Source organism: Campylobacter concisus UNSWCS (assembly GCF_000466685.1).
Lineage (GTDB): Bacteria > Campylobacterota > Campylobacteria > Campylobacterales > Campylobacteraceae > Campylobacter_A > Campylobacter_A concisus_A.
This window is the reverse complement of record NZ_ANNG01000035.1, coordinates 1-22,814: the sequence shown is the minus strand read 5'-3', so window position 1 is coordinate 22,814 and position 22,814 is coordinate 1. Positions and strand designations below refer to the sequence as shown.

The 22,814-nt window shown below is 36.9% G+C and carries 29 protein-coding genes and 1 CRISPR repeat array; of the genes, 19 read left to right on the top strand and 10 right to left on the bottom strand.

The genetic code is table 11. The features are described from left to right. Positions 1 to 4 precede the first annotated feature (4 nt). The 17 genes from UNSWCS_RS07750 to UNSWCS_RS12755 all read left to right on the top strand — a co-directional run bounded on the left by UNSWCS_RS07750 (position 5) and on the right by UNSWCS_RS12755 (position 11,831). Positions 5 to 754, top strand: a complete 750-nt coding sequence (locus UNSWCS_RS07750) for a hypothetical protein (RefSeq protein ID WP_021088059.1) — start codon at positions 5 to 7, stop codon at positions 752 to 754. Continuing rightward, on the top strand, positions 754 to 2,013 hold the full coding sequence (locus UNSWCS_RS07745) for a peptidase U32 family protein (RefSeq protein WP_021088043.1): 1,260 nt from the start codon (positions 754 to 756) through the stop codon (positions 2,011 to 2,013). Before UNSWCS_RS07750 ends, UNSWCS_RS07745 begins: the two co-directional genes overlap by 1 nt. Continuing rightward, entirely contained in the window at positions 2,010 to 2,504 is a 495-nt protein-coding gene (purE, locus tag UNSWCS_RS07740; RefSeq protein ID WP_021088047.1) for a 5-(carboxyamino)imidazole ribonucleotide mutase, read from the top strand. Before UNSWCS_RS07745 ends, purE begins: the two co-directional genes overlap by 4 nt. An 11-nt stretch (positions 2,505 to 2,515) precedes the next feature. Beyond that, positions 2,516 to 2,989: a DUF3972 domain-containing protein gene (locus UNSWCS_RS07735; RefSeq protein ID WP_002942132.1), complete on the top strand. Its 474-nt coding sequence runs from the start codon at positions 2,516 to 2,518 to the stop codon at positions 2,987 to 2,989. Between the two features lie 3 nt (positions 2,990 to 2,992). Continuing rightward, the gene (locus UNSWCS_RS07730) at positions 2,993 to 3,409 is read left to right on the top strand and encodes a GyrI-like domain-containing protein (RefSeq protein WP_021088057.1); all 417 of its coding nucleotides are present in this window, start codon (positions 2,993 to 2,995) and stop codon (positions 3,407 to 3,409) included. A gap of 10 nt (positions 3,410 to 3,419) precedes the next feature. Then, positions 3,420 to 4,280, top strand: a complete 861-nt coding sequence (gene glyQ / locus UNSWCS_RS07725) for a glycine--tRNA ligase subunit alpha (protein ID WP_021084368.1) — start codon at positions 3,420 to 3,422, stop codon at positions 4,278 to 4,280. A 6-nt stretch (positions 4,281 to 4,286) separates the two neighbouring features. After that, complete coding sequence (locus tag UNSWCS_RS07720; protein ID WP_021088048.1) at positions 4,287 to 5,009, top strand: Nif3-like dinuclear metal center hexameric protein; 723 nt, start codon at positions 4,287 to 4,289, stop codon at positions 5,007 to 5,009. A gap of 17 nt (positions 5,010 to 5,026) precedes the next feature. Then, positions 5,027 to 5,734 (top strand): zinc ribbon domain-containing protein, encoded by a 708-nt coding sequence (locus UNSWCS_RS07715; protein ID WP_021088049.1) that lies wholly within the window; start codon positions 5,027 to 5,029, stop codon positions 5,732 to 5,734. An 8-nt stretch (positions 5,735 to 5,742) separates the two neighbouring features. Further along, positions 5,743 to 6,879: a lipid IV(A) 3-deoxy-D-manno-octulosonic acid transferase gene (gene waaA / locus UNSWCS_RS07710; RefSeq protein ID WP_021088037.1), complete on the top strand. Its 1,137-nt coding sequence runs from the start codon at positions 5,743 to 5,745 to the stop codon at positions 6,877 to 6,879. Beyond that, positions 6,876 to 7,634 carry an RluA family pseudouridine synthase gene (locus UNSWCS_RS07705; protein WP_021088055.1) on the top strand — a complete coding sequence of 253 codons (759 nt, stop codon included), beginning with the start codon at positions 6,876 to 6,878 and terminating at the stop codon, positions 7,632 to 7,634. The genes waaA and UNSWCS_RS07705 overlap by 4 nt, the downstream gene beginning before the upstream one ends. Positions 7,635 to 7,696: 62 nt before the next feature. Then, the gene (gene ffh, locus UNSWCS_RS07700) at positions 7,697 to 9,040 is read left to right on the top strand and encodes a signal recognition particle protein (protein WP_021088045.1); all 1,344 of its coding nucleotides are present in this window, start codon (positions 7,697 to 7,699) and stop codon (positions 9,038 to 9,040) included. Between the two features lie 85 nt (positions 9,041 to 9,125). Next, positions 9,126 to 9,353 carry a 30S ribosomal protein S16 gene (rpsP, locus tag UNSWCS_RS07695; RefSeq protein WP_009293992.1) on the top strand — a complete coding sequence of 76 codons (228 nt, stop codon included), beginning with the start codon at positions 9,126 to 9,128 and terminating at the stop codon, positions 9,351 to 9,353. Then, a complete protein-coding gene (locus UNSWCS_RS07690; RefSeq protein WP_009293991.1) occupies positions 9,353 to 9,595 on the top strand; it encodes a KH domain-containing protein in 243 nt (80 codons plus the stop codon). Before rpsP ends, UNSWCS_RS07690 begins: the two co-directional genes overlap by 1 nt. After that, positions 9,588 to 10,118 (top strand): ribosome maturation factor RimM, encoded by a 531-nt coding sequence (rimM, locus tag UNSWCS_RS07685; RefSeq protein ID WP_021088054.1) that lies wholly within the window; start codon positions 9,588 to 9,590, stop codon positions 10,116 to 10,118. Before UNSWCS_RS07690 ends, rimM begins: the two co-directional genes overlap by 8 nt. Beyond that, on the top strand, positions 10,115 to 10,807 hold the full coding sequence (gene trmD / locus UNSWCS_RS07680) for a tRNA (guanosine(37)-N1)-methyltransferase TrmD (protein ID WP_021088060.1): 693 nt from the start codon (positions 10,115 to 10,117) through the stop codon (positions 10,805 to 10,807). The genes rimM and trmD overlap by 4 nt, the downstream gene beginning before the upstream one ends. Positions 10,808 to 10,815: 8 nt before the next feature. Beyond that, positions 10,816 to 11,172 (top strand): 50S ribosomal protein L19, encoded by a 357-nt coding sequence (rplS, locus tag UNSWCS_RS07675; RefSeq protein ID WP_021088038.1) that lies wholly within the window; start codon positions 10,816 to 10,818, stop codon positions 11,170 to 11,172. Positions 11,173 to 11,309: 137 nt separating this feature from the next. Beyond that, positions 11,310 to 11,831, top strand: coding sequence for a ComEA family DNA-binding protein (locus UNSWCS_RS12755; protein WP_021088039.1), 522 nt, complete (start codon positions 11,310 to 11,312; stop codon positions 11,829 to 11,831). Positions 11,832 to 11,993: 162 nt separating this feature from the next. On the opposite strand, the gene UNSWCS_RS12545 is transcribed toward UNSWCS_RS12755, so the two are convergent. Beyond that, entirely contained in the window at positions 11,994 to 12,092 is a 99-nt protein-coding gene (locus tag UNSWCS_RS12545; protein ID WP_230863595.1) for a S26 family signal peptidase, read from the bottom strand. Between the two features lie 120 nt (positions 12,093 to 12,212). Here UNSWCS_RS12545 and UNSWCS_RS07665 point away from each other — a divergent pair, with 120 nt between their 5' ends. After that, positions 12,213 to 12,506, top strand: a complete 294-nt coding sequence (locus UNSWCS_RS07665; RefSeq protein ID WP_035143728.1) for a type II toxin-antitoxin system RelE/ParE family toxin — start codon at positions 12,213 to 12,215, stop codon at positions 12,504 to 12,506. After that, on the top strand, positions 12,503 to 12,781 hold the full coding sequence (locus tag UNSWCS_RS07660; protein ID WP_021088040.1) for an addiction module antidote protein: 279 nt from the start codon (positions 12,503 to 12,505) through the stop codon (positions 12,779 to 12,781). The genes UNSWCS_RS07665 and UNSWCS_RS07660 overlap by 4 nt, the downstream gene beginning before the upstream one ends. Before the next feature lie 194 nt (positions 12,782 to 12,975). Beyond that, positions 12,976 to 14,254: direct repeats of the CRISPR family, unit length 30 nt; unit sequence GTTTCAAACTCCAACGGAGTAAATTCTAAT. 153 nt (positions 14,255 to 14,407) lie between these two features. On the opposite strand, the gene cas1 is transcribed toward UNSWCS_RS07660, so the two are convergent. From cas1 to UNSWCS_RS07615, 9 genes are all read right to left on the bottom strand, one after another. Next, the gene (gene cas1 / locus UNSWCS_RS07655; RefSeq protein WP_021088052.1) at positions 14,408 to 15,406 is read right to left on the bottom strand and encodes a CRISPR-associated endonuclease Cas1; all 999 of its coding nucleotides are present in this window, start codon (positions 15,404 to 15,406) and stop codon (positions 14,408 to 14,410) included. Positions 15,407 to 15,415: 9 nt separating this feature from the next. Continuing rightward, complete coding sequence (gene cas2, locus UNSWCS_RS07650) at positions 15,416 to 15,694, bottom strand: CRISPR-associated endonuclease Cas2 (protein ID WP_021088044.1); 279 nt, start codon at positions 15,692 to 15,694, stop codon at positions 15,416 to 15,418. 8 nt (positions 15,695 to 15,702) lie between these two features. Continuing rightward, complete coding sequence (locus UNSWCS_RS07645) at positions 15,703 to 16,203, bottom strand: CRISPR-associated protein Cas4 (RefSeq protein WP_021088058.1); 501 nt, start codon at positions 16,201 to 16,203, stop codon at positions 15,703 to 15,705. After that, positions 16,203 to 18,416, bottom strand: a complete 2,214-nt coding sequence (gene cas3, locus UNSWCS_RS07640) for a CRISPR-associated helicase Cas3' (protein ID WP_200862620.1) — start codon at positions 18,414 to 18,416, stop codon at positions 16,203 to 16,205. Before cas3 ends, UNSWCS_RS07645 begins: the two co-directional genes overlap by 1 nt. After that, positions 18,413 to 19,153: a CRISPR-associated protein Cas5 gene (gene cas5, locus UNSWCS_RS07635; RefSeq protein WP_021088042.1), complete on the bottom strand. Its 741-nt coding sequence runs from the start codon at positions 19,151 to 19,153 to the stop codon at positions 18,413 to 18,415. The genes cas3 and cas5 overlap by 4 nt, the downstream gene beginning before the upstream one ends. Then, positions 19,153 to 20,028: a type I-B CRISPR-associated protein Cas7/Csh2 gene (cas7b, locus tag UNSWCS_RS07630; RefSeq protein WP_021088041.1), complete on the bottom strand. Its 876-nt coding sequence runs from the start codon at positions 20,026 to 20,028 to the stop codon at positions 19,153 to 19,155. Before cas7b ends, cas5 begins: the two co-directional genes overlap by 1 nt. Beyond that, a complete protein-coding gene (locus UNSWCS_RS07625) occupies positions 20,021 to 20,437 on the bottom strand; it encodes a hypothetical protein (protein ID WP_021088051.1) in 417 nt (138 codons plus the stop codon). Before UNSWCS_RS07625 ends, cas7b begins: the two co-directional genes overlap by 8 nt. Positions 20,438 to 20,439: 2 nt before the next feature. Further along, positions 20,440 to 21,831: a TM1802 family CRISPR-associated protein gene (locus UNSWCS_RS07620; protein WP_021088050.1), complete on the bottom strand. Its 1,392-nt coding sequence runs from the start codon at positions 21,829 to 21,831 to the stop codon at positions 20,440 to 20,442. Positions 21,832 to 21,894: 63 nt separating this feature from the next. Continuing rightward, positions 21,895 to 22,578: a CRISPR-associated endoribonuclease Cas6 gene (locus UNSWCS_RS07615; RefSeq protein ID WP_021088046.1), complete on the bottom strand. Its 684-nt coding sequence runs from the start codon at positions 22,576 to 22,578 to the stop codon at positions 21,895 to 21,897. Between the last annotated feature and the right edge of the window lie 236 nt (positions 22,579 to 22,814).

Genomic DNA, 22,814 nt, shown 5'->3' with positions numbered 1-22,814 from the left:
TTTTATGACCCAAGAGGAACTTGACGCGCTTATGGCGGGCGGATTAGAGGATGATTTAGGTGATACTAAAGATGCCAGCCAAGAGGTCGCGGACGTCAAAGAGGAAACAGACGAGGTAGCAGAAGTTGCAGAGGCAATGAGTGCTAAAGCAGATGAGCCACAAGCAAATAGTTCAAAACATGGCGAAAACTACAGAGTGAGTGCAGACGGCGTTTGGCCACCACCACCACCGACTGAAGACCATAAAATGGTGCATCAGCTTGACGATGTGACAAGAGATAGCGAAGAGAAAGCTACTCAGATGTTTGACAAGCTTGAGACGATAAATAACTTTTTTATGGACGCTGAGAGCGACTCAAATAGCCTAAAAGATGCGATAAACTCAAACGTTGAGCTATTTACGACACTAAGTGAAAAATTTCCAAATATCGCCGCATTTAGCGAGGCTTTAGAGAAAAACAACTCGCTTCTTGGCACGATCGATAATATCATCTCAAATTTACAAATGGGACAAGATGAGATCATGATGGCTATGGATATGATGCAGTATCAAGACATCCACAGACAAAAGATCGAACGTGTTATCAACGTTATGAGAGCACTTAGCAAATATATGAATACATTGTTTGAAGGTCGTATCGATGACGATAAGCGCGTGGGATCTGCTGTTCATATCGCTGGTGACACAACGACTGAAAACCTTGTCAGCAACGATGACATCGAAGCCTTGATAGAAAGTCTAGGTAAAAAATAGTGCTAAAAAGGCCTGAGCTTTTATCTCCAGCTGGAAATTTAACAAAACTTAAAATCGCTCTTGAGTATGGAGCCGACGCTGTTTATGGTTCGGTAGCTAGCTTTTCGCTAAGGACTAGATCGGCAAGGGAGTTTAACCTTGAAACATTCAAAGAGGCGATAGATTACACACACGAAAAGGGAAAGAAATTTTATGCGACCATAAATGCCTTTCCTTTTAACTCTCAGATAGAGCCACTAAAAAGGCACTTGCAAACCATCTCAGCGATGAAGCCAGATGCCTTTATCATCGCAACTCCAGGCGTTATGAGCCTAGCAAAAGAGATCGCTCCAGATATCGAGATACACCTCTCAACTCAGGCAAACGTTATGAACATTTTGGACGCTAAAATTTATCACGACATGGGCGCAAAACGCATCGTCGTGGCACGCGAGATGAATTTAAAAGATGTTATAAAGATAAAAGAAGAAATTCCAACCCTTGACATTGAAATTTTCGTCCATGGCTCGATGTGCTTTGCCTACTCTGGCAGGTGCTTGGTAAGCTCAGTGCAAAGCGGACGTATGTCAAACCGCGGCAGCTGTGCAAATGACTGCAGATTTAAGTATGAACTCTATGCCAAAAACGAAGAGAGCGGCGTGCTTTTCCGTTTAGAAGAGGACGAAAACGGCACTCACATCATGAACTCAAAGGATCTTTGCCTCATCTCGCACATCAAAGAGATCGTTGATAGCGGTGTCATTGATAGCTTTAAGATAGAGGGCCGCACAAAGAGCGAATACTACGCAGCTTGCACGGCAAGAGCCTATAAAATGGCGATAGATGACGCACTGGATGATAAATTTGACGCGCAAATTTATGAAAATGAGATAAATACGCTGAAAAATCGCGGCTTTACAGATGGCTACTTGGTGCATAGACCTTATGAGCGAACCGATACGCAAAATCACACGAGCAGCCTAGAAGAGGGCACTCATCAGGTAAATGCTATAAGTGAAGATGGCGAGTTTTTTAAGTGCAAGTATAAAATTTTCCCAGGCAATAGCTATGAGATCGTAGCACCGACTGGCTCACACATAGATGATAGTGAAAATGAAATTTCTAAGGTCTATTCGCAAGATGGCAAGAAATTTATCAAATTTAAGCAGCTCATCACTAAAAAGGGCAAGGTCATGAGCGAAATTCACAGCGGTAATGAAAATGAGATAAACCTTGGCGTTAAGCTGCCAAAATTTAGTTTTTTAAGGGAGAAAATATGAAATTTGTTTCTATTATAATGGGAAGTAAAAGCGACTATGAGATCGTTAGCGAGACGGCAAAGACTCTGGAGAAATTTGGCGTAAAATATGAACTGATAATCAGCTCAGCCCACAGAAGCCCAAAAAGAACTAGCGAGTACGTCGCAAATGCCGAGAAAAAGGGCGCAAAAGTCTTCATCGCAGCTGCTGGTATGGCGGCTCACCTAGCTGGAGCGATCGCTGCAAACACAACAAAGCCAGTGATCGGCATACCAATGGCAGGATCGGCTTTAAGCGGCGTTGATGCACTTTACTCAACTGTGCAAATGCCAAGTGGCATGCCAGTGGCAACCTTAGCTATCGGCAAGGCTGGCGCGATAAATGCAGCCTATCTTGCGGTGCAAATTTTAGCCCTTGAAGATGAGGGGCTAGCAAGCGCGCTAAAGGCCGACAGAGAGGCAAAGATAAAGGCTTTAGAGGAAGACTCTTCAAAGGTTGAAGTGATACTATAAAAGGAGAAGCGGTGCAGACCTATCTTGGAGTTGATGAATTTTGCAAACTTGTGCACTTGGAGCGCGAAGTTATCGAGGATATGATAAATCGTGGCGTTTTGAAGACCAAAGAGGAAAATGGAGAAATTTTGATAGAAGCGAGTGAGGGAACGATGAGCGTGGTGCCTAGTGTTTCTCAAAATTTATCCTTGCAGCCGCAAAGCCAAGATGGTTTTAGCTTTGTCGAAAAGACGATCGGCACGATACTAAATTTACACGAAAAGGTGCTTGACGCAAAAGATGAGACGCTTGAGACCTTAAGAAATGAGAATAAATTTTTAAAAGAGGCGCTCATTTCGATGCAAGAGCTCTATGACGAGGATAGAAAAACGGTCGAGACGCTTACAAAACAGCTTAAAATTTCACAAGATGAAGTTGAATTTCTAAAGCGAAAATACAAGCTCATGTGGAACCAAGCTGTTGAAAATTTTAACGGACAAAAGTAGTTTATGAAGATTATAAATTTAGAGGATAGCTTTGAAATTTACGGAGTAAAAACTCGTACTAAAAATGAAGACGAGATAGGCGATGAGGGTAAAATCCCAGCTTTATGGTCTAAATTTATGAGTGAATACTATGATGGCAAGAGTGAAATTTATAGCGTTTACTGCAACTACGAAAGTGATTTTAATGGACATTACGATAACTTTATCGGCATAAGATCGCACCAAAAAGGTGATGAAAATTTAAAGATACAAAGTGGAAAATACGCTCTTTTTAGTTTTGCAAATGAGCCACAAAATGTTGCAAAATTTTGGGGTGAAATTTGGAGATATTTTGAAAGTAGTGAGCTAGAAAGAGCCTATAAAACGGACTTTGAAAAATACCTAAAAGATAAAATAGAAATTTATATATCAATAAAATAAAAGGCAAAAAATGACATTTTCGCAAATAATACTAACACTTCAAAACTATTGGCAAGAGCAAGGCTGCGTCATACTTCAGCCATATGACATGCCAGCGGGTGCGGGCACATATCACCAAGCGACATTTTTAAGAAGCCTTGGACCAAAGCCGTGGGCGACCGCATACGTAGCTCCAAGTCGCCGTCCGACTGATGGTAGATACGGCGAAAACCCAAACCGCCTTGGCGCTTACTATCAGTTTCAAGTACTTATAAAACCAAGCCCAGAAAATATCCAAGAGCTTTATCTAAAAAGCCTCGAAAGACTTGGTCTAAATTTGAAAAATCACGACATCCGCTTTGTCGAAGACAACTGGGAGAGCCCTACACTTGGCGCTTGGGGACTTGGCTGGGAGGTCTGGCTAGACGGCATGGAGGTTACGCAATTTACCTATTTTCAACAAGTTGGCGGCATCGCATGCGAGCTCATATCTGGCGAGATAACATACGGCCTTGAGCGCTTAGCTATGTATCTACAAGACGTAAATAGCGTCTACGACATCGTTTGGGACGACTCTAATGGCAATATCGTAACCTACGCTGACGTTCACAAACAAGGCGAGTATGAGTGGAGTAAATACAACTTTGAAGTGGCAAACGTTGATATGCTTTTTAACCAGTTTGAAAACGCATTTAATGAGTGCAAACGCTGCTTGGAGGCTAAAATTTCACTGCCTGCTTACGACTACTGTATGCTTGCGGCTCATACATTTAACGTCCTTGACGCGCGCGGAGCGATCAGCGTGACACAAAGACAAGACTACATTTTAAAAATTCGCGAGCTTGCAAAAGAGTGCGCGCTAACATATAAAGAGAGCTTAGAGCAAAAGTAAAATTTGATGAAAATAGCTGAAATTTATAAAATCTTAGATGAAATTTGCCCATTTGCGAGCCAAGAGTCTTGGGACAATAGTGGCCTGCAAGTTGGCTCGTTTGATAGCGAATTTGAGCGAATTTATCTAAGTCTTGATCTTGATAGTGAGCTTTTGCAAAATGTCTTGCCAAACTCGCTCATCATCACCCACCATCCGCTCATTTTTAAAGGGTTAAAGAGCCTAGACTACAGCCTCTATCCAAGCTCGCTCATAAGAGGGATGATGATAAAAAACATCTCGCTCATCTCGCTTCACACAAACGCTGACCTTGCATTTTTAAATGAAAAATTTGTGACACAGGTTTTGGGGCTTGAAATTTCAAGCAAAGAGGGCTTTTTGATCTACGCTGATGTGAAGATAAAATTTAGCGAGCTTTGCAAATTTGTAAAAGAAAAACTTGGGTTAGAAAATTTAAGGGCAGTTTATGCAAAAGATGAAATTTCTAAAATTTGCATCTGCACTGGAAGTGGCGCAGATCTCATGCAAGATGTCAAAGCAGACGCTTTTTTAACGGGCGATCTAAAGTACCACCAAGCCCTTTACGCAAAGGAAAATGGACTAAATTTGATCGACATAAATCACTATGAAAGCGAGCGTTATTTTAGTGATTTTTTAGCAAAATATTTGCAAAATCTAAAAATTGAAGTTATAATAAGCAATTCTAAAAACCCATTTACATATTGCTAACAAAAAAAGGAAACATTATGAATAAATATTTGCAACAATTAGTTGAATTATCTGATCTTGACAAACAAATAGATGGTTTCACGCCGCGCATACAAGAAGTAGAAAAAGCCTATAAAAACATAGAAGAAGAGTGTGAAACTATAGCGGTTAATGTAGAAAGACTTGACGAAGAGGTAAATGATCTAAAATCACAAAAATCAGGCACAAACGCTCATATCGCAGAATTTAGCGCTAAGATCAAAGATGTAGCTAAAAAAAGTTCAAGCGCAAAAAGCGAAAAAGAGATAAAAGCGCTAGGTCTTGAAGAAGATATCGCAAAAGAGCAGCTTGAAGCAGCAAACGAAGAGATCGCTAGACTTGAAAAACTAATAGACAATAAAAATGCTCAAAAAGATGAGCTAAATGCTAAAAAAACAGAGCTTGAAGGAAATTTAGAAAAGATAAAAAGCGAGGTTTCATCTGAGCTTGAAAAGATCGAAAAAGAGCGCAAAGAGGTTTATGCTAAAAAAGATAAACTTGTCGCTGCGATGAACCAAAAAATCCTAGCATTTTATGAAAAGATCAGAAAATGGGCTCACAACACAGCCGTTGTGCCTGTTAAAAAACAAGCTTGTTATGGCTGCTTTATGCAGATAAATGATAAAACTTTTTCTGCGGTTGTAAAAGGCGAAGACATCGTTACTTGCCCGCATTGTGGCAGAATTTTGTATAAACAAGAGCAATAACACGTTTCGTGATAATAATATATTATTTTTTAGCCTCAATACTCTACTTTTTTGGGGCTATTTTTCTACTTTTATTAAGTTTCAAAAAAAAATATCATAGATCGATCCCGGCACGTTTTTTTCTCTTTGATAATCCTAAATTTAAAGATGCAGATGTGCATTTTCACGCTTGCTCGTTTGGCGAGGTGCAAGCGCTTAAGCCTTTGATGCAAAAATTTGACAGCAAAGCCATAAGCGTCGTGACAAATACTGGCTTTGAAGCGGCAAGTAAAATTTGCTCTAACACAAGGTTTTTGCCATTTGAAATTTTCTTGCCATTTTGGCTAAAAAAGAGCAAAATTTTAGTCATTTTTGAGGCTGAGCTTTGGCTTATGCTAGTTTTCATGGCAAAGCTAAAAGGCAGTCGCGTGATCCTCATAAATGCTAGAATTTCAGATAGAAGCTACAAAAGTTACTTGAAATTTGGCTTTTTTTATAGATATCTTTTTAAATTTATAGATAAAATTTACGCCCAAAGCGAGCTTGATAAAGAGAGACTAAAGTCGCTTGGAGCAGGTGAAATAGAGGTTGTTGGCAACATAAAAGCTGCGTTTTTACCAAGTGTGAGTAAAATGTATGAAAAGCCAAAAGCTAGAGTGATCGTGCTAGCAAGCACACATGCGGGCGAAGAAGAGATGATTTTAGATAATTTAAATTTAAAAGAAAACGATCTATTAATCATCGCACCACGCCACCCTGAGAGATTTGCAGAAGTTGAAAAGCTAGCGAGCGAGTACGCTAAAAAGCATGATTTTAGCTTTGCAAAATTTAGCCAAACGCATAAATTTGATGCTAAAGTAAATTTGCTTGACACTTTAGGCGAGCTTGTAAATGTCTATGCTCTTAGCGATATAGTCGTGCTTGGAGGCAGTTTTGTGCCAAATATCGGCGGGCATAACCCAATCGAGTGCGCGCAATTTAACCCAGTGATAATTAGCGGCGAGTTTATATTTAACCAAAAGGCGTTATTTGGACTGGTTGAAAACATCTACATCGCAAAGGCTAGCGAGATCGGCGGCATAATGGGTAGTGAGGCCAAAAAGAGCAAGATCGCTGTGCAGGCCAGCGCTGATGCGATCATAGAAGATATAAGGAGTACTTTATGAGTGAAGAAAAAGCGTATAAAATTTTAGCCAAGCAAAAAAACATCTCAAACAACGAGGCAAAGGAGCTAATCGACAGCGGACTAGTCTATGCCAAGGGGCAAAAGGTGATGATCGCTCGTGCCTTGATGAGTGAGAACACTAAATTTAACGTCGAAGAGATGCCAAAGCCAAGCGTTATCTTTGAAGATAAAAATTTAATAGCCATTAATAAGCCTGCTGCCATAACTAGTGAAAAAATCAGCCAAATGTATAAATTTCCACTCCTTCATAGGCTAGATAAAGACACGAGCGGCGTGCTACTTCTTGTAAAAAATGACGAATTTGCGAGCCTTGCCATAAATGAGTTTAAAAAGATGAAGGTTGAGAAAATTTACGTGGCCGCAGTTAGGGGTATCATGAGCGAAGAAGTGGTCGTAAATGAGCCGATCTTAACGATAAAAAATAAAAATGGCGCCATTTCAAAGATATCAAAAGATGGCAAAGAGGCGATCAGTGAAATTTCACCGCTCATGGTTGTGGGCAAAAAAACGCTGGTAAAAGTTGCCATAAAAACAGGCAGGACGCACCAGATAAGAGTGCATTTGGCTAGTTTAAATTTACCTATCGTTGGCGATGAGAAATACGGCAAAAATAGAGCAAATAGAATGTTTTTGCATGCTTATTCTATCGCGCTTTTAAATTATAAATTTAAAGCACCGATCCCAAAAGAATTTAACTCTCTTGGATTTGAGATATCTAATAAATTTGAAATTTAAAGAGCAATAAAGAAATTATTTAGTAATATATGCCCTTTAATAACAACTTAGAAAGGTGATTAGTGTTCGAACAAATTAGCGAGTCTTTTAGATTAGCCGTTAGCAAGATACGTTTTGTAGATGATGAAAAAGCTCTAAAAAACGCACTTGACGTGCTTAAAAAAGCTCTTTTAAAAGCTGATGTTCACCATAAAGTCACCAAAGATCTACTCGCGTCTATCGAAAGCGAACTAAAGCAAACTGGCGTTGGCCAAAAGAATTTCTTAGATGCGATCAAGTCAAATTTAACGACTATCTTAACAGCACCTGGCAACCAAGGCTTTGTCTATGCGCCAGTTGCACCGACCATTGTTTTGATGGCTGGCTTGCAAGGTAGCGGTAAAACTACGACAACTATCAAGCTTGCAAACTATCTAAAACTAAGAAAGAAAAAAGTTTTAGTTGCGGCCTGCGACTTGCAAAGGTTAGCAGCGGTTGAGCAGCTAAGACAGCTCTGCGTTGCAAACGAGATCGATCTTTTTTATATAGAAAATGAAAACAACCCTATAAAAGTAGCAAAAGAAGCGCTAGAAAAAGCAAAAAGCGGCCTTTATGACGTGCTTTTAGTGGATACCGCTGGTCGTCTTGCGATCGATGAAAAGTTGATGCAAGAGATAAAAGATGTAAAAAATGCGATAAATCCACATGAAATTTTCTATGTAGCTGACGCTATGAGCGGACAAGATGCTGTAAAAACAGCTACAAGTTTTAATGAAATTTTGGGAATTTCTGGAGTTATCCTTTCTAAATTTGACTCTGACTCAAAAGGTGGCGTAGCTATTAGCATCGCAAAACAGCTAAATATCCCACTTAGATTTGTCGGTACTGGCGAGAAAGTAGCTGATATTGAGAGCTTTATACCAGATCGTATCGTAAGCCGCATAATGGGCGAGGGCGACTTAGCCACTTTGGTCGAGAAGACATCGACTATTATCGATGAAAAAGAGGCAAAACGTCTAAATCAAAAGATAAAAAAAGGTCAATTTAACTTTAATGACTTTTTGGATCAAATGGAAAGCGTTAAAAAGCTTGGTAGCATGAAATCTTTGATGGGGATGATACCTGGACTTTCAAATATTGCAAATCAGATAAAAGATATAGACCTTGATAATTCAAAAGAAATTTTGCATATTAAGGCTATGATAAACTCTATGACACAAAAAGAGCGTGAAAATCCTGACCTTTTAAACAATAGTAGAAAAAGGCGTTTGGCAGCTGGCTCTGGACTATCTCAAGTAGAGGTAAATCGCTTTTTAAAGCAGTTTGAAAATGCTTCAAAGCTTGCTAAGAAATTTTCGGGAAAGGGCGGAGCAAAAGGACTTGCAAATATGCTTTCACAAGCAAATTTAAAAAGACCTGAAATTTAAAAAGACCTGTTTGATAAAAGGGTTTAAATTTGGATATTTTTTATCTAAATTTAAGCTTTATTTAAAAACAAGAGGAGAATATAATATGGCAACAGTAGTAAGACTAACAAGAATGGGACGCAAAAAAAGACCTTTTTATCGTATAGTTGTTACAGATAGCAGAAAAAGACGCGACAGCGGTTGGATAGAGAGCATTGGTTATTACAACCCTATGGTTGAGCCAAATGTTATAAATTTCAACAAAGAGAGATTGGATTACTGGAAAAGCGTCGGTGCTAAACTTAGTGACAGAGTTGCACAAATTACAAAATAATGGTTGAAAATTTTTTATACGAATACGCCAAGCTGATAGCTGATTTTCCTGAAAAGGTGACTATTGAGCGTCAAGAGCTTGGTGAAAATTTTGTCGAGATCATTATAAGTGCTGATAAGGTTGATACTGGAAAGCTTATCGGTAAAGACGGCAAAATGATAAACGCCATAAAGACCGTTATTATTGGCTGTAAAGCAAAAGACAATACAAGTTATAGAGTAACGGTAAAAGCTATTGAATAGTGATATTGTTGAAGTCGCTACCATCGGAAGATGTGTTGGCTTAAAAGGCTATTTAAAGCTTCACAACAAGAGCGACTTCCCAGAGCAGTTTAAAAAAGGCGCAACCTTTTTTGATAAAAACGATGATCAGCTCATCATAAAAGACTATAACAGACAAAAAGAGCTGGTTTTGTTTGAAAATTTTGATGATTTAGACCTTGCTAAAACACTCGTAAATAGAACTATCTATACCACAAAAGAGCTTACTAGAAAAAACTGCAAACTAAAAAAAGATGAATTTTTTCAGTTTGATATCATTGGATTAAAAGTTGTAGAAAATGGCGAAATTTTAGGTATCGTAGAAGATATCCAAGATAATTTTGCAAATTTACTTTTATATATAAAAACTGATGAAGAGCTTATCGCAGGTGGTAAACCAAAGAATTTCTACATTCCATATTTGGAGCGCTTTATTGAAAGCGTAAATTTGGATAGTGGAGAGATTTTAGTAAAAGGCGCTAGAGATATCTTAGAAAATTCATGAAATTTACGTTTATTACACTTTTTGAAAATTTAGTCAAACCTTACTTTTGCGATTCTATTTTAAAACGTGCAATTAGCAATAAATTTATTGAAATTGATTTCATAAATCCAAGAAATTTTACCAACGATAAGCACAATAAAGTTGATGACTATATGATAGGAGGTGGAGCAGGGCTTTTGATGTTTCCGCAGCCTTTGGATGAGTCGATCAAATTTGTAAAAGAAAAAGACAAAAATGCCCATGTTATTTTTTTGACGCCAGCTGGTAAAAAATTTAGTCAAAATGACGCGAAAAGGCTCTCTAAAAAAGATCATATTTGTTTTGTCTGCAGTAGATATGAAGGTCTTGATGAGAGAGTTGTTGAACTTTGGGCGGACGAAGTTTTTTGTATAGGTGATTTTATTTTAACTGGCGGAGAGCTGCCTGCACTTTGTATGAGTGATGCGATATCAAGAAATGTGCCCGGAGTTTTAGGAAATGACATGAGCCTTGAAGTAGAGAGTTTTGAAGGCAATTTGCTTGAAGCCCCATCTTTTACAAAACCTGATAATTTTAAATCCATCTTTGTGGTTTCAGAGTTTTTAAAGGGTAATCATGCTAAAATCCACAACTTAAAAAACAAGATGGCTCACTGCAAAACAAGGTACTTTCGCCCTGATTTATATCAAAAGCTAAAGCCACATAAATAAGGAAAAACATGAGAAATAAATACATTGAAGCGTTTGAAAATGCTCAAATTGCTAGTAAGAATATCCCCGACTTCCGTGCAGGAGATACATTGCGTGTGGCTACTCGTATTCACGAGGGAGACAAAACGAGAATTCAAAATTTTGAAGGCATTTGTATAGCTAGACGTGGTAGCGGCACTGGTGAAACATTTATCATCAGAAAAATCGGTGCTAACAGTGTTGGTGTTGAGAGAATTTTCCCAATATTTAGCGATTCTATCGAAGAGATAAAGGTTCTTAGAAAAGGTCGTGTTAGAAGAGCTAAGCTATTCTATTTACGTGAACTACGCGGTAAAGCAGCTAAGATCCGCGAACTTAGAAAATAAAGCTTTTTCCCTGAAATTTTTCAGGGATTCTCTCCTATAAACTATATTTAAAATCATTTTTATATTACTTCATATTTATACTTCATTAATCACTCTTTGCTAGAATTTTACCTCAAATTTACTTTTAAGGAATGAAAATGAAAAAAATTTTGATTTCACTTGCAGCTATTGCATCTTTGGCTATGGCAGCAATCAATCTAAACACAGCTACAAAAGAGGAGCTTATGAGTCTTGATGGCATTGGCAGTGCAAAAGCAGATGCTATCATCGAGTATAGAAAGACAAACAAATTTAACTCAATCGACGATCTCAAAAATGTAAATGGCATCGGCGATAAAACTTTTGATAACCTAAAAGGTGAAATTTCTATTACTGGCAAGAGCGAAGTAAGTGAAAAAGTAAAAGCTAGTAAGAAGAAAATGGATGAGGCAAAAGACGAGATGAAAGAAAAAATCTCTGATAAAAAAGATAAATTTAAAAAGAAAGCTTCTAAAACTAAAGAAGAGCTAACTTCTAGCAAAGAAGATGAAACTAGTATGAGTGAAAAAGCAAAAGACGAAAAAGACAAAGTTGTTGACAAAGTAAAAGAAAAGAAAGAAAAAGCTACTTCAAAAGCTAAATCTAAAAAAGAAAAACTTAAAGAAAAACTAGAGAAATAAAACATTTTAAAAGCCACTTGTCTTTACAAGTGGGTTTTATAAATTCATATATTTTTTGTTTTAATTATAATTGACAAAAATTATCACAACCTTCTTCAAATTTCATTGATCCGATAATTTGCTTAATTTTCATTTTTAGCCAAGGTGTTTTGCTAATTTGTCTCAAAATACCTGCCATCTAACTTTACCAACTAAAAATTTGTATGGAATTGCCCCAAAAAAGCGACTATCAAAAGAGTGATTGCGGTTATCATCAATCATGTTCGGCGAGTTTCAAACTCCAACAGAGTAGATTCTAATGAACCGCCGACCTTCGGGTTATGAGTGTTATGCGCTATTTTTATAAGTAGCCATTAAGCTACATTTGTTAAAATTTGCCCTATGAAAGTATTAAAAAGTTCGACATTTGATAAGTGGTTACATAAGTTAAATAATCCTATTGTCAAGGTTTCTATATTAAGAAGATTAGAGCAGATAGAAACAAAAGATCATTTAGGGGATTATAAATTTATTGATAACGATTTATACGAACTTAGGTTTTTTAATCGTGGTGGGTTAAGGATATTTTTTACTTTTAATGGCGATGAAATAATTATATTGTTAAATGCTGGTGATAAAGATAGCCAAAGCGATGATATTAAAAAGGCAAAAGAAATTTTAAAGGATTATAAATGAAAGAAGAATTTACTAAATTTAATTTAGAAGACTATTTAATAACTGATGAATTAAGAAAAGAGTATTTAAATCAAGTCTTAGCCGATGGCGATATTGAAGAATTTAAAAGAGCATTATTTTATATAGCAAAGTCAAAAGGCATTGAAAACGTTGCAAAGAAGGCAAATTTAAATAGAGAAAGCTTTTATAAGATGTTTAAAGAGAATTCAAAACCTAGATTTGAAAGTATATTTAAGGTTGTGAATGCTCTTGATATTAAGCTTGTTTATGCTTAGTCTATTTCATTATTATTTCTAGCTTCTTTTTTGCTGTATTGGCTGGGGTTTTGGTTTTTCGAAGTATTTGCATAAAACAATATTATCGTTTGTTTGATACATCTTTGCAAGATAGCAATTATTATTTATCTGATCTATTATTTTAAACCTCTTCTCTGAAAATCTTTGGCTTTTAAATTTGTCGCTTCTGTGTTGTTTCAAACTCCAACGGAGTAAATTCTAATTCTTATCGCTTGTATCTGCGGTTTTATCATCTTTTGCGTTTCAAACTCCAACGGAGTAAATTCTAATTGCAAATGCGAGTGAGAGCATCATTTTAAAAGTTGAGTTTCAAACTCCAACGGAGTAAATTCTAATATATTGTTTCATTGCTTTCCTTTTAAATTTTATTACCGTTTCAAACTCCAACGGAGTAAATTCTAATGGTGAAATGGTATCAGACGGAAGCGTATACGAAGGGTTTCAAACTCCAACGGAGTAAATTCTAATTCCGCTTTCACTCTCAAAGCCAGTCTTCCCACTTGGTTTCAAACTCCAACGGAGTAAATTCTAATAGTTTTTTAGATATAAATTTTCCTTGCGAAGCTTTGTTTCAAACTCCAACGGAATAAATTCTAATCTAACCGAATAAACTCATACGAGATAAGCCAGCTACGTTTCAAACTCCAACGGAGTAAATTCTAATGATGTAGATTTAGACGGCGTTTGCATGCGAACACGTTTCAAACCCCAACGGAGTAAATTCTAATAGATCAAACCTCTTGGTTACAAAACACTAGGTCTTAGTTTTAAACTCCAACGGAGTAAATTCTAATGTAATGGTATGGTCATAGTTGTATAAAAAAACTTGTTTCAAACTCCAACGGAGTAAATTCTAATCGTTGCTGATTTTATGTTTGTCACTGATGATAGCGGGTTTCAAACTCCAACGGAGTAAATTCTAATAGCAGAGCTTGAAGAGTGGCACTTAATCAAAGCTACCCGTTTCAAACTCCAACGGAGTAAATTCTAATAGTCCTTCAACTCTTAGAAGCGATATAGCTACTTAGTTTCAAACTCCAACGGAGTAAATTCTAATCAGTTGAATACTTCCTATATGACACAAAGCCAGCTAAGTTTCAAACTCCAACGGAGTAAATTCTAATTTTAAATCATAGTCAGATTTAACGATTTGCATTTTGTTTCAAACTCCAACGGAGTAAATTCTAATTGGTGCTGATTGTAAAGATGTTACTTTTTCTTATGTGTTTCAAACTCCAACGGAGTAAATTCTAATCTTGAAGCCAAAAGCGTGCCTGATTTGATAGCTTTTTGTTTCAAACTCCAACGGAGTAAATTCTAATTTTGCTGGATGAGTTATGAGATATTTTTTTATTTTTGTTTCAAACTCCAACGGAGTAAATTCTAATGAATTGTTAGTATTAATAATTTGATTACCACAATGTTTCAAACTCCAACGGAGTAAATTCTAATAGCACCAAAAAGCCTATTTTATAGGCATTCTAGTGCAAGAAGTCTATATTTTTTCGCCTTAAATTTGACTAAATTTTAGCCATGTGTAAATACGCAAAGCCCTAAATTTCAAGCTTTTTAAAATCTTAAAAAACGCTTTATTAAAATGCGATTTCACTCCCACCTAAAGCCCTCATAAGGCGCGTCCTCGCAGATGCACTTTTTAAGCTTATTTGCCTCGCGGCGGATCACCTGCCTCCACGTTAGCTCCCTGCCACCCACCGTGAGCGTCTCACAAAGGCGCGAGATCATCTTTAGCTCGATCTTTTGCACGGCGTCGTTGCTAAATTTTATCCTGCCAGCGTCCGTTTGGAAGTCATTTGCGGTGATCTCTTTTTTATTTAACATGTTAAAAATCAGCGTATCGCTCAAGATCGGCTTAAAAATCTCTGCAAGATCGAGGTGAAGGCTTAGCGCGCGGTAGTTTGGCTCGTGCAAAAAGCCGATGCGAGGATCTAGCTCGGTCTTGTAAATTTCGCTTAGGCAGATGTTGTAGATACGCGTATTTACGTAGCTTATGAAGCTGTTGATCTTATCAGCGGGCGGGCGCTTTGAGCGGACGGTAAATTTAAAGCTTCGCTGATCTGCGATGATCTCGTTCCACTTTTCGTAGTAGAGCTTTTGAAATGCACCCTCTACCGCCATGATAGCAGGCACACTAGTGGCGGCATCTAGTGCCTTTAAGTGTGGCTGCACGTCAAATTTCACGCCGTGTCTTTTGCAGTTTGCCGCGTCGTTTATGATGTGGGCTCTAGTGATCTCGCGCGCGATATATGCACGTTTGATCGGATCATCAAAAGAGCGGAGCTGGCACAGCAACACAAAGCCGCTTTTATTTACGGAGTTTGGCGTGTTTGGGTAGAAATTCCCGCGAAAACTCTGATACGGACTAAAGATGTGCAAAAGGATGTTATTGTCCGCCAAAAACGCGATGGTGTAGGTATCGATCTGTACCTTTGCCAGTATGTAAATTTCATCGATCGCATTTACCGGCAAAATTTTACTAGCGACAAGCGCACCCGTTTCGTCAAATTTTTCAAAGTAGATATTGTTATCTTGCCTATAAAGCCTGCCTGGACTAAGTATAAAGTGCGTCCTGTCGTTCTTTTGCATATTTGCTCCTTAGCTAAATACCGGGCTATTTTTATCTACGCCGATGACGATGCGCTCGGAGTATTTTAGCGAGTTAAATGTATATATGACGATGGAGTCTAGCTCGCTAGCGCACTCTTTTTGCAGCGTCTTGCTAAGCTTTTTAAAGTCGCTTTCGCGGATCTCGCCCTCATAGACTGAAAACTGCACGCGAGGCAGAAATTTCTCGACTGCTTTTCTGATGCGATTTGCGTTATTTCGCTCTTTTTGCTCGCGCCCTGCGATGTCGTAAAAAAGTATCACATACATCTTATCTCCTAAGCAGTGCAATAGTCGTGATATGCGCAGTTTTGGCAAAATTTACCCTGCGTAAATTTGGGCGGCTTTTCTAAATTTGCAAGTGCGCTTATCTCGCTTAAAATTTGCTCTACTAGAGCGAAATTTTCGCTGGTGTCCTCCACTAAAATCACTTTTTTACCGCTTATTAGTTTGCCTTTTACCTCTTTTAAATTTAAGCCAGTTTTTAAAAGATAGATGTAAAAAAGTAGCTGCATCTTGCCTGCAAGCTCGTTTTTTAGGCTTTTCTTATACTCTATGATGAGGTAGTGGCCGTGCTGCTTTGAGAGTTTGTCAAATTTAAGGTTGCCAAAGGCAAATTCTTGCAGATCTTGCTCTTTGATATCAGCCAAAGCCTTGCCCATTAGCACGTTTTCATCCTCTTGGTCCGCGTGGATCTGATGTGCGTAAAGCCACGCCTCGCGCTTACAGGTGATGTAGTAATTCACAAGTGTGCCAGTGATCTGATCTTTTGAGAACATTAGTCAAATACCTCGTCTGCTACCGTTAGCTCAGGCAAAAATCCGTCAAATTTATTATAAAAATCGCTAGGCGCTAAAACATATCTACCAAAAAGCTCTCTAGTATAAGACTTAATATCGCCAAGCATATTTTTGCCAACCGCAATGGTATATAGCGCTAGCTCTTTTTCAAGCTCTTTGATATTTGCCAAGATGATAAATTTATCTTTGCCTGAGGTCAAAAGCGCCTCTCGTTTTTCTAAAAATTCATTGAAATGACCATTGTATTGCTCTATAAAAAGCGATACTTTGTAGTCTTGTTTTGGCATGAAGTTGGCATTAAATTTATCAAATAACGTTTGAAATTTTAACTCTTTAGCAAGGCTTAGCAGATCTATGCTTGTCGTTTCGTCTTTGGTGCTCTGAAAATAACTCTCTAAAATTTGATAAATTTCGCTCTCTTTTATGGAGCGAGATAAAATTTCTTTTACCTTCTCTTCTTGTAGGTCTATATCGTGGTATGGAAATGTTTCGCCGTCTATGTAGTCAAAAACAACAACTTTTGCCGGCTTACTAGAAGTGGCGTTGCGATTTACCCTACCAGCTGCCTGGATGATGGCGCCAATGGGTGCAAATTCGCGAAACCCCACGTCAAAACTAAGATCAACCCCAGCCTCGATGAGCTGAGTGGCGACTAGAGTGATTTTCTCGCCGCTTTTAAGCTTCTCTTTTATCTCGTCTATTATTTGTATTCTATGAAGTGGGATCTGGTGCGTCGTCAAAAGATAGACGCCTTTTTTGCCACTGTTTTTTATGGTTTCATATAGTTTTTTAGCTTTTGAAATGGTATTTACGACGCAAAGTGCGCTTTCATCTTGATGTTTTAAAATTTTACTTACCAAATCATCAAGCCCTTTTATATCCGGCTCGTAGATGATCTCATATCTATCTTTTTCACGTTTATATAAAATAGGCTCCGAAAGCTCGGTAAAGCTCTCTAGCTCAGCTGCGATATGAGGCATAGTTGCTGACATGATTATAAAATGGATATTGTATCTTTTTGAAAATTCGTTAAAAGCAGCTGCGATGGATTTTAGCAGCACTCGCGGAATATTTTGTATCTCGTCTATGATGATGACGCTATCTCGCAGAGTTTCAAGCTTGAGATTGTCTTTATTGTGGTTTGAGAAAAAAGTAAAAAATAGCTGGTTAAAAGTCGTGACTATAAAATTTTCATGCCAGATGTCGGCTAAGAATACCTTTTGCATAAACTGCTCTTGTTCATCGTCGTTTTGGCTTTTATAGCTTGTTAGGTGATGATACTTTAAAACGTCTTGATCTGCTATGATCTTTTGATATTCGGTGTGTGTTTGATCTATGATAGAGGTAAAAGGTATAGCCGTTATAATGCGCCTTTTATTGCCGTTTCTAGCAATTTCTAGGGCTAAATTTAATGCCAAAAACGTTTTGCCGATACCTGTTGGTGCTTTTATGAGAAATGTTTTTTTGTCTTTGTTGGAGTTAAAATTTTTAAATATAATCTCTCTTGCTTTGTCTTTATAATCATCTTGCTTTTTGTCGGCTATTAAGCTCTTTATGCGGTCTATGTAATGATCTATCTTTTTGGCATTTAAAACGGCTAAATTTTGATAGCTTTCTGAAAAAATGGCTTCAAATTTATCAGCCAAAATGAGCCTTGAGTATCTTTTTTTAAAAATAAAAAAGCTCTCCAAACCATAATATTTTGATAGTTCATTTTCTAAGTCTAAAAAATAATCTACAAAATCGTAGATATCTATATCGATATCTAAATTTGCTCTTTGGGCTACCTCATCTATCTTTTTGAGCCTGTCTATTAATTTTGCTTTTGTGGAGCCTATGCTTGAGAGAAAGTAGTCTATATCCGGCAAATCAGAGTGGTGCTTTAAGATAGCAAAGAAATTTGCTAAGAAATTTATATCCTTGTTGGCTCTAGCAAAAAAGTATATAAAAGCGCTTTCTAGCGTGTGTGTAGTTTTTAGCTTTTGCCGTGCTTTTTCAAATTCATCTGCCGAGTTAAAATTTTTAGCGTCTAAATTTATATAGTCTTGAAATTTTTGTGAAATTTTAGCTAGATCGTGAAAAGATGCTGCTTCCTTGTGCTCATCGTCATCGAAGCTGTTGGCTGTATTTTTAATGTGCGAGTTGTATGGTTTTTGCGGATGTGAGTTAAAAACGTCTGAAATTTGCATCATACAAATATGCATCGATAAGTTTTTTGGGCGCAAATCACCTCGCAAACCTCTATATTTTTTGCTCTTATTTGGTCGTTTGAAACTATCAAATTTATGTGCGTTTTTGGAGATCTGTCGCTATCTAGGCTTTTGGCAAAGCAGATTGGCGAGTATAAAACATTTTCGTCAAAGCATATTTTTTGCGCCATACTTTGCGGCACAAACGAGTCAATACTTACCTCATCAAAATTTTTATTTACAAAATTTGCTATCTCCATAAACTCAAAATTGCCTGCAAATTCGCTATTGCCAAGATAAAAAGGAAATTTGGAAATTCTATTTTTTAGACTATCTATCGCTTCGTTTTCAAATTTAAATTTATCGATAAAAATCGTATATCTTGGATCGATTAACAATTCTCTGTTTATAGGTTTTTGTGGTGCTGAGCCGTCTCTTAGACCATTTGAAATCTTTTGCATATCTAAATTTTTAAGGCTATTTAGATGGGCTTTTGTTTTTTTGGTGTAGTCGTTTATGTAGTTTTGCGAAAAGGTTTTCTTTGAAATGGCGCCGTCCAAAACGACGCTATATCCAAAATCCATAAAATTTTCGTCGCCTAAATAATCATCCACGCCAAGCAGCGCCGCTAGCATACCGCCTACGGTAGTTTTTGGCGGTAGCAGCAAAGTGATATTTTGGCTTATAGAAAGCGGATCTCTAAAGCAAGCAAATTTACCCCAAATTTTAAATGCAAACATTATAGCTCTCTTGCGTCTATTTCTAGTCCTAGCTCTTTAAACTGATCCACATACCTCCTAAAAGAGTCATCGTAAAAGATCACAACCTTTTCTATCTTTTGGCTCATATTTTTTAGTGATCTAGTAAGGGCTTTAAAATTTAGCTCACACTCGTCAATGCTTCTGATCTGATCCGAGTCTGCGTTATCTAGCTTCACAAGCTCATCAAGCAAGCCTATCATATAAGCGTCTTTATAGATAACTCTTATAAGCATTCTTGGCTTTTGACCGACCTTGCTTCTTGTGTTTAGTAGCTTTGTGCCTTGCCACATCGAGTCAAGCATTTGTGCGACATCTTCTTCGCTAGTATTTAATTTGGTGGCATTTAGTGAATTTATAGTGCCATACATGGCAAATAAGCCATACGGTATGTAGTTGTCGGTTCTAAATGTTTTATTGCCGCTGCCGTCTTTGCCAAACGCACCGGTTCCTTGAGACATTATAGTTTCTGTCTCGTTTAGTGATTTAGCCCAAGAAAATTGCACTGCGCCTATGATTTGGATATTGCTTTTTGGCGCCACGCCTCCAAAAAGTCTATTATCTATGCAGCTTAAAAATGCCTTTTTGTCGTCTGCTTCACCTAAAATTTTCTTTACCTCGGCAAATCTAGTTTCTGCTGACTGCACCTGTTCGGCGTTATTTACAAAGATTGTTTGAGACTTTCTGTATTGCAGATCATCCCTGATGGTTCGCTTTACTCTTACGTCACTCACGATAGCTTTTCTATCGCTCTCATCGTATCTTGGCGCATTGTCGTTTAGCATATCTCCGTTAGGATTTGTCATCTTTGCGTCCCATAAAAACAAAATTTCACTATGTTTTGCTATCTCACTCATTATTTTCTCCTGATTGTTGATTATCCTTTTTAAATTTAACGTAGTCGTTCATACCTCGTATAAATGCAAATGAAATTTCATAGCGAGAAACGCTCTTGCTTTTTTCATTGCAAAAATGCGTAGTTATCAGCTGCGATAGATCGCTATTTGTTGCGCTGCCTAGCTTCAGTTTTCTTTCAAACTCATTTGCTTTATTAAAAATTTTCTTTAAATTTGGCGCTATTATTTTTTGATTTGAAAGCCACTTTTCAAATGTCTTATTTTCTTTAGAAATGTCTGAGGCAAAAGAGCTATTTATAATACTCTTTGAATAAGCACCTATCAAATAAGCACCTTTGATTAGATCATCTTTAAAATAATCTGACTGCTTTTCTAACAGCTCCTTAAAATAATCAGAAAAAAGCTTCATAATCACATCCTTATCGCGTTTATCTCTTGTAAAAACTCTAAAATTTTATTTTCATTTTTGACGATATTTTCAGGAAAGGCTATCCAGTCTTTGACGCCGTCCTTTATCTTTTTCTTGTTTTTGGTATCAAATTCTCTAAAATGTTCAAATCGTTTCAAAAGCTCAATATATTTTACTTTTGCATATCCAAGTAACAACCTTGCTAGAAAAATTTTCTCCTGCATGATTTTATTATCAAGTCCTTTGACTTTTGTAGCAGCAGCATATTTTTCAATAACGCCAAAATAATCTTTGAGATAGGCAAATTTGATATCATCATCTGTATCTTGAATTTGTTTTGAAGAGTCGGTGATATGCTGCTTTTGCATTAGTTTTACAACCTTTGCTATCCTGCTTGGCAAAACGTCTTCAAGCGTAGAAAATATCTTAACGGATAAATTTGTCTGATCAACCTCGGTGAATAAAATATCAAGCGTAAAGCTATTTATTTGGTCGTAATTTTCGATTTGCTTTCGCAATCTTCTCATAAAGCTCTCTTCTCTTTCGGATTCTTCTTGCATATTTTTTGCATTTTTAAGAAAGCTTATTAATCCTTTGAAAATTTCAGCATCGAAATTTGCCATAGAAGGGATGATTATGTACTCTAAGCCTTTGTAGTAAAATTTTAAGTTATTTATCGCAAACATCCAACCTTTTTTTATCGTCTTTGCGCTTTCTAGCGACATGGGTAGTTTGTTTATCTGCTGTATGCCGTAGCTATCATCATAATTATCCATGGTGAAAAATTTAATATCAGGATTGTATCCGCAAGCTATTTTTTCTTTTGTGACGACATCGGTTAGCTCTTTTAGAACTGGCTCATCTCTGCTGTTTTTAATATGAGGGCGAACGAATTCATTAAGATAGTTTTGCAAAACTTCAGGCATAAGCTCATAAAAACTCTTGCCATTTACAAGCAAAACCAAAAAATAATCATACTGCTTAAAATTTTTTAGCTCAAGCTCGTCATTTTCATAATTTTTAATGTATTCAAATACCAAGGCAGCAATACGCTTATTGTCTTCGTTTGCATAGACCATAACCGAATTTTGTAGTGTATGTGAGGTGGCTTTAAATTTCTTATATATATCTTTTTCGCCTTGATACTCAAAATTTGGATATAGATAGTATGAATTGCTCGTGCCGCCTATCTTTTTAGTAAAAAGCGTCTTTATATTATCTAGCGAGGCTCTAGATATCTTTGGCTTATCGACAAGTTTTAAATTTTCTATTTTAAAATCGATAGTTAAAACAATATGTTCGCTATCTTTAAAATTTGAATTTTTTATCATAGCGATAGTGTCGTCATCGCTTATTAAATTTCCGATCACATGTAACTTATGAGCAAGTCCCATTTTAAATTGACCTTAAAAATTTTTATTAATGCTAAGACAATATACCTTAAATATTCATGAAATTTATTTATCTTCCACTACTTCTAAAAATCCAAGTCCGCAGTTCATACATCCACTACCAACTCCCACATCAAGGATCAAATTTATAAGCTCTGACTTTGCTTTGATATGCCATTTTGCAGGCCAAGCTTTGACTGGCATATTGTTGTTACCGTAGTAAAAATATAAAGGCTTTTGTAAATTTTGCCAGAGCAAATTTAGCTCAAACTCGCCCTCGTATTTATACCCCATAAGTGTTTCAAATCTTTGAAGTGCGTTGGTTTTCATCATTTCAAGATGTCTAGAGTCTTGCGGCTCAAGATGCACTTTGTATCCCAAAAGCCCAACAACTGAGCACGCAACACATCCTTGAAAAGTAGCCTCATTTTGTGAAATTCTATGCTCCTTTACTGACACAGATGTATCAAGCAAACAAATGCCGCCAAGTTTTAATCCATCTTTTAGCACAGCAAAAGCGATCGTTTTTTCAAATTCTGGTACAAACGAGCTAAATCTTATCTCTAAACTTAAGCCATTTAATCTAAAATCAAAATTTGATCTTTTAAAATTTTTACCACTCTCTTTATGTGCGTATCCGTCATGTTCAGCCTTTGGCAAATAGCTATAAATATAGCCTTGTATGAGCTTGGATAAAGACTTTGCTATTTTTAAATTTTGAGTTGGAAGGCGTGAATTTATAATGATCATCCTTGCTCCTTATTTGTTGCTAAAATGGATTATAACTCAAAATTTTGTAAAAAATAGACAATTATATAAAATAAATCTTTTAGAATTTATTTTTTATTTTAAAATAATGTAGCTAAATAAAATCAAAGACTTATTTTAAAATTTAAATGCTCTTTTCTTGACATATAATAATGTTTTTTGTATAATCTCAATTCTTTTTTAAATAATCATGTCTTGCTAGCTCAGTCGGTAGAGCA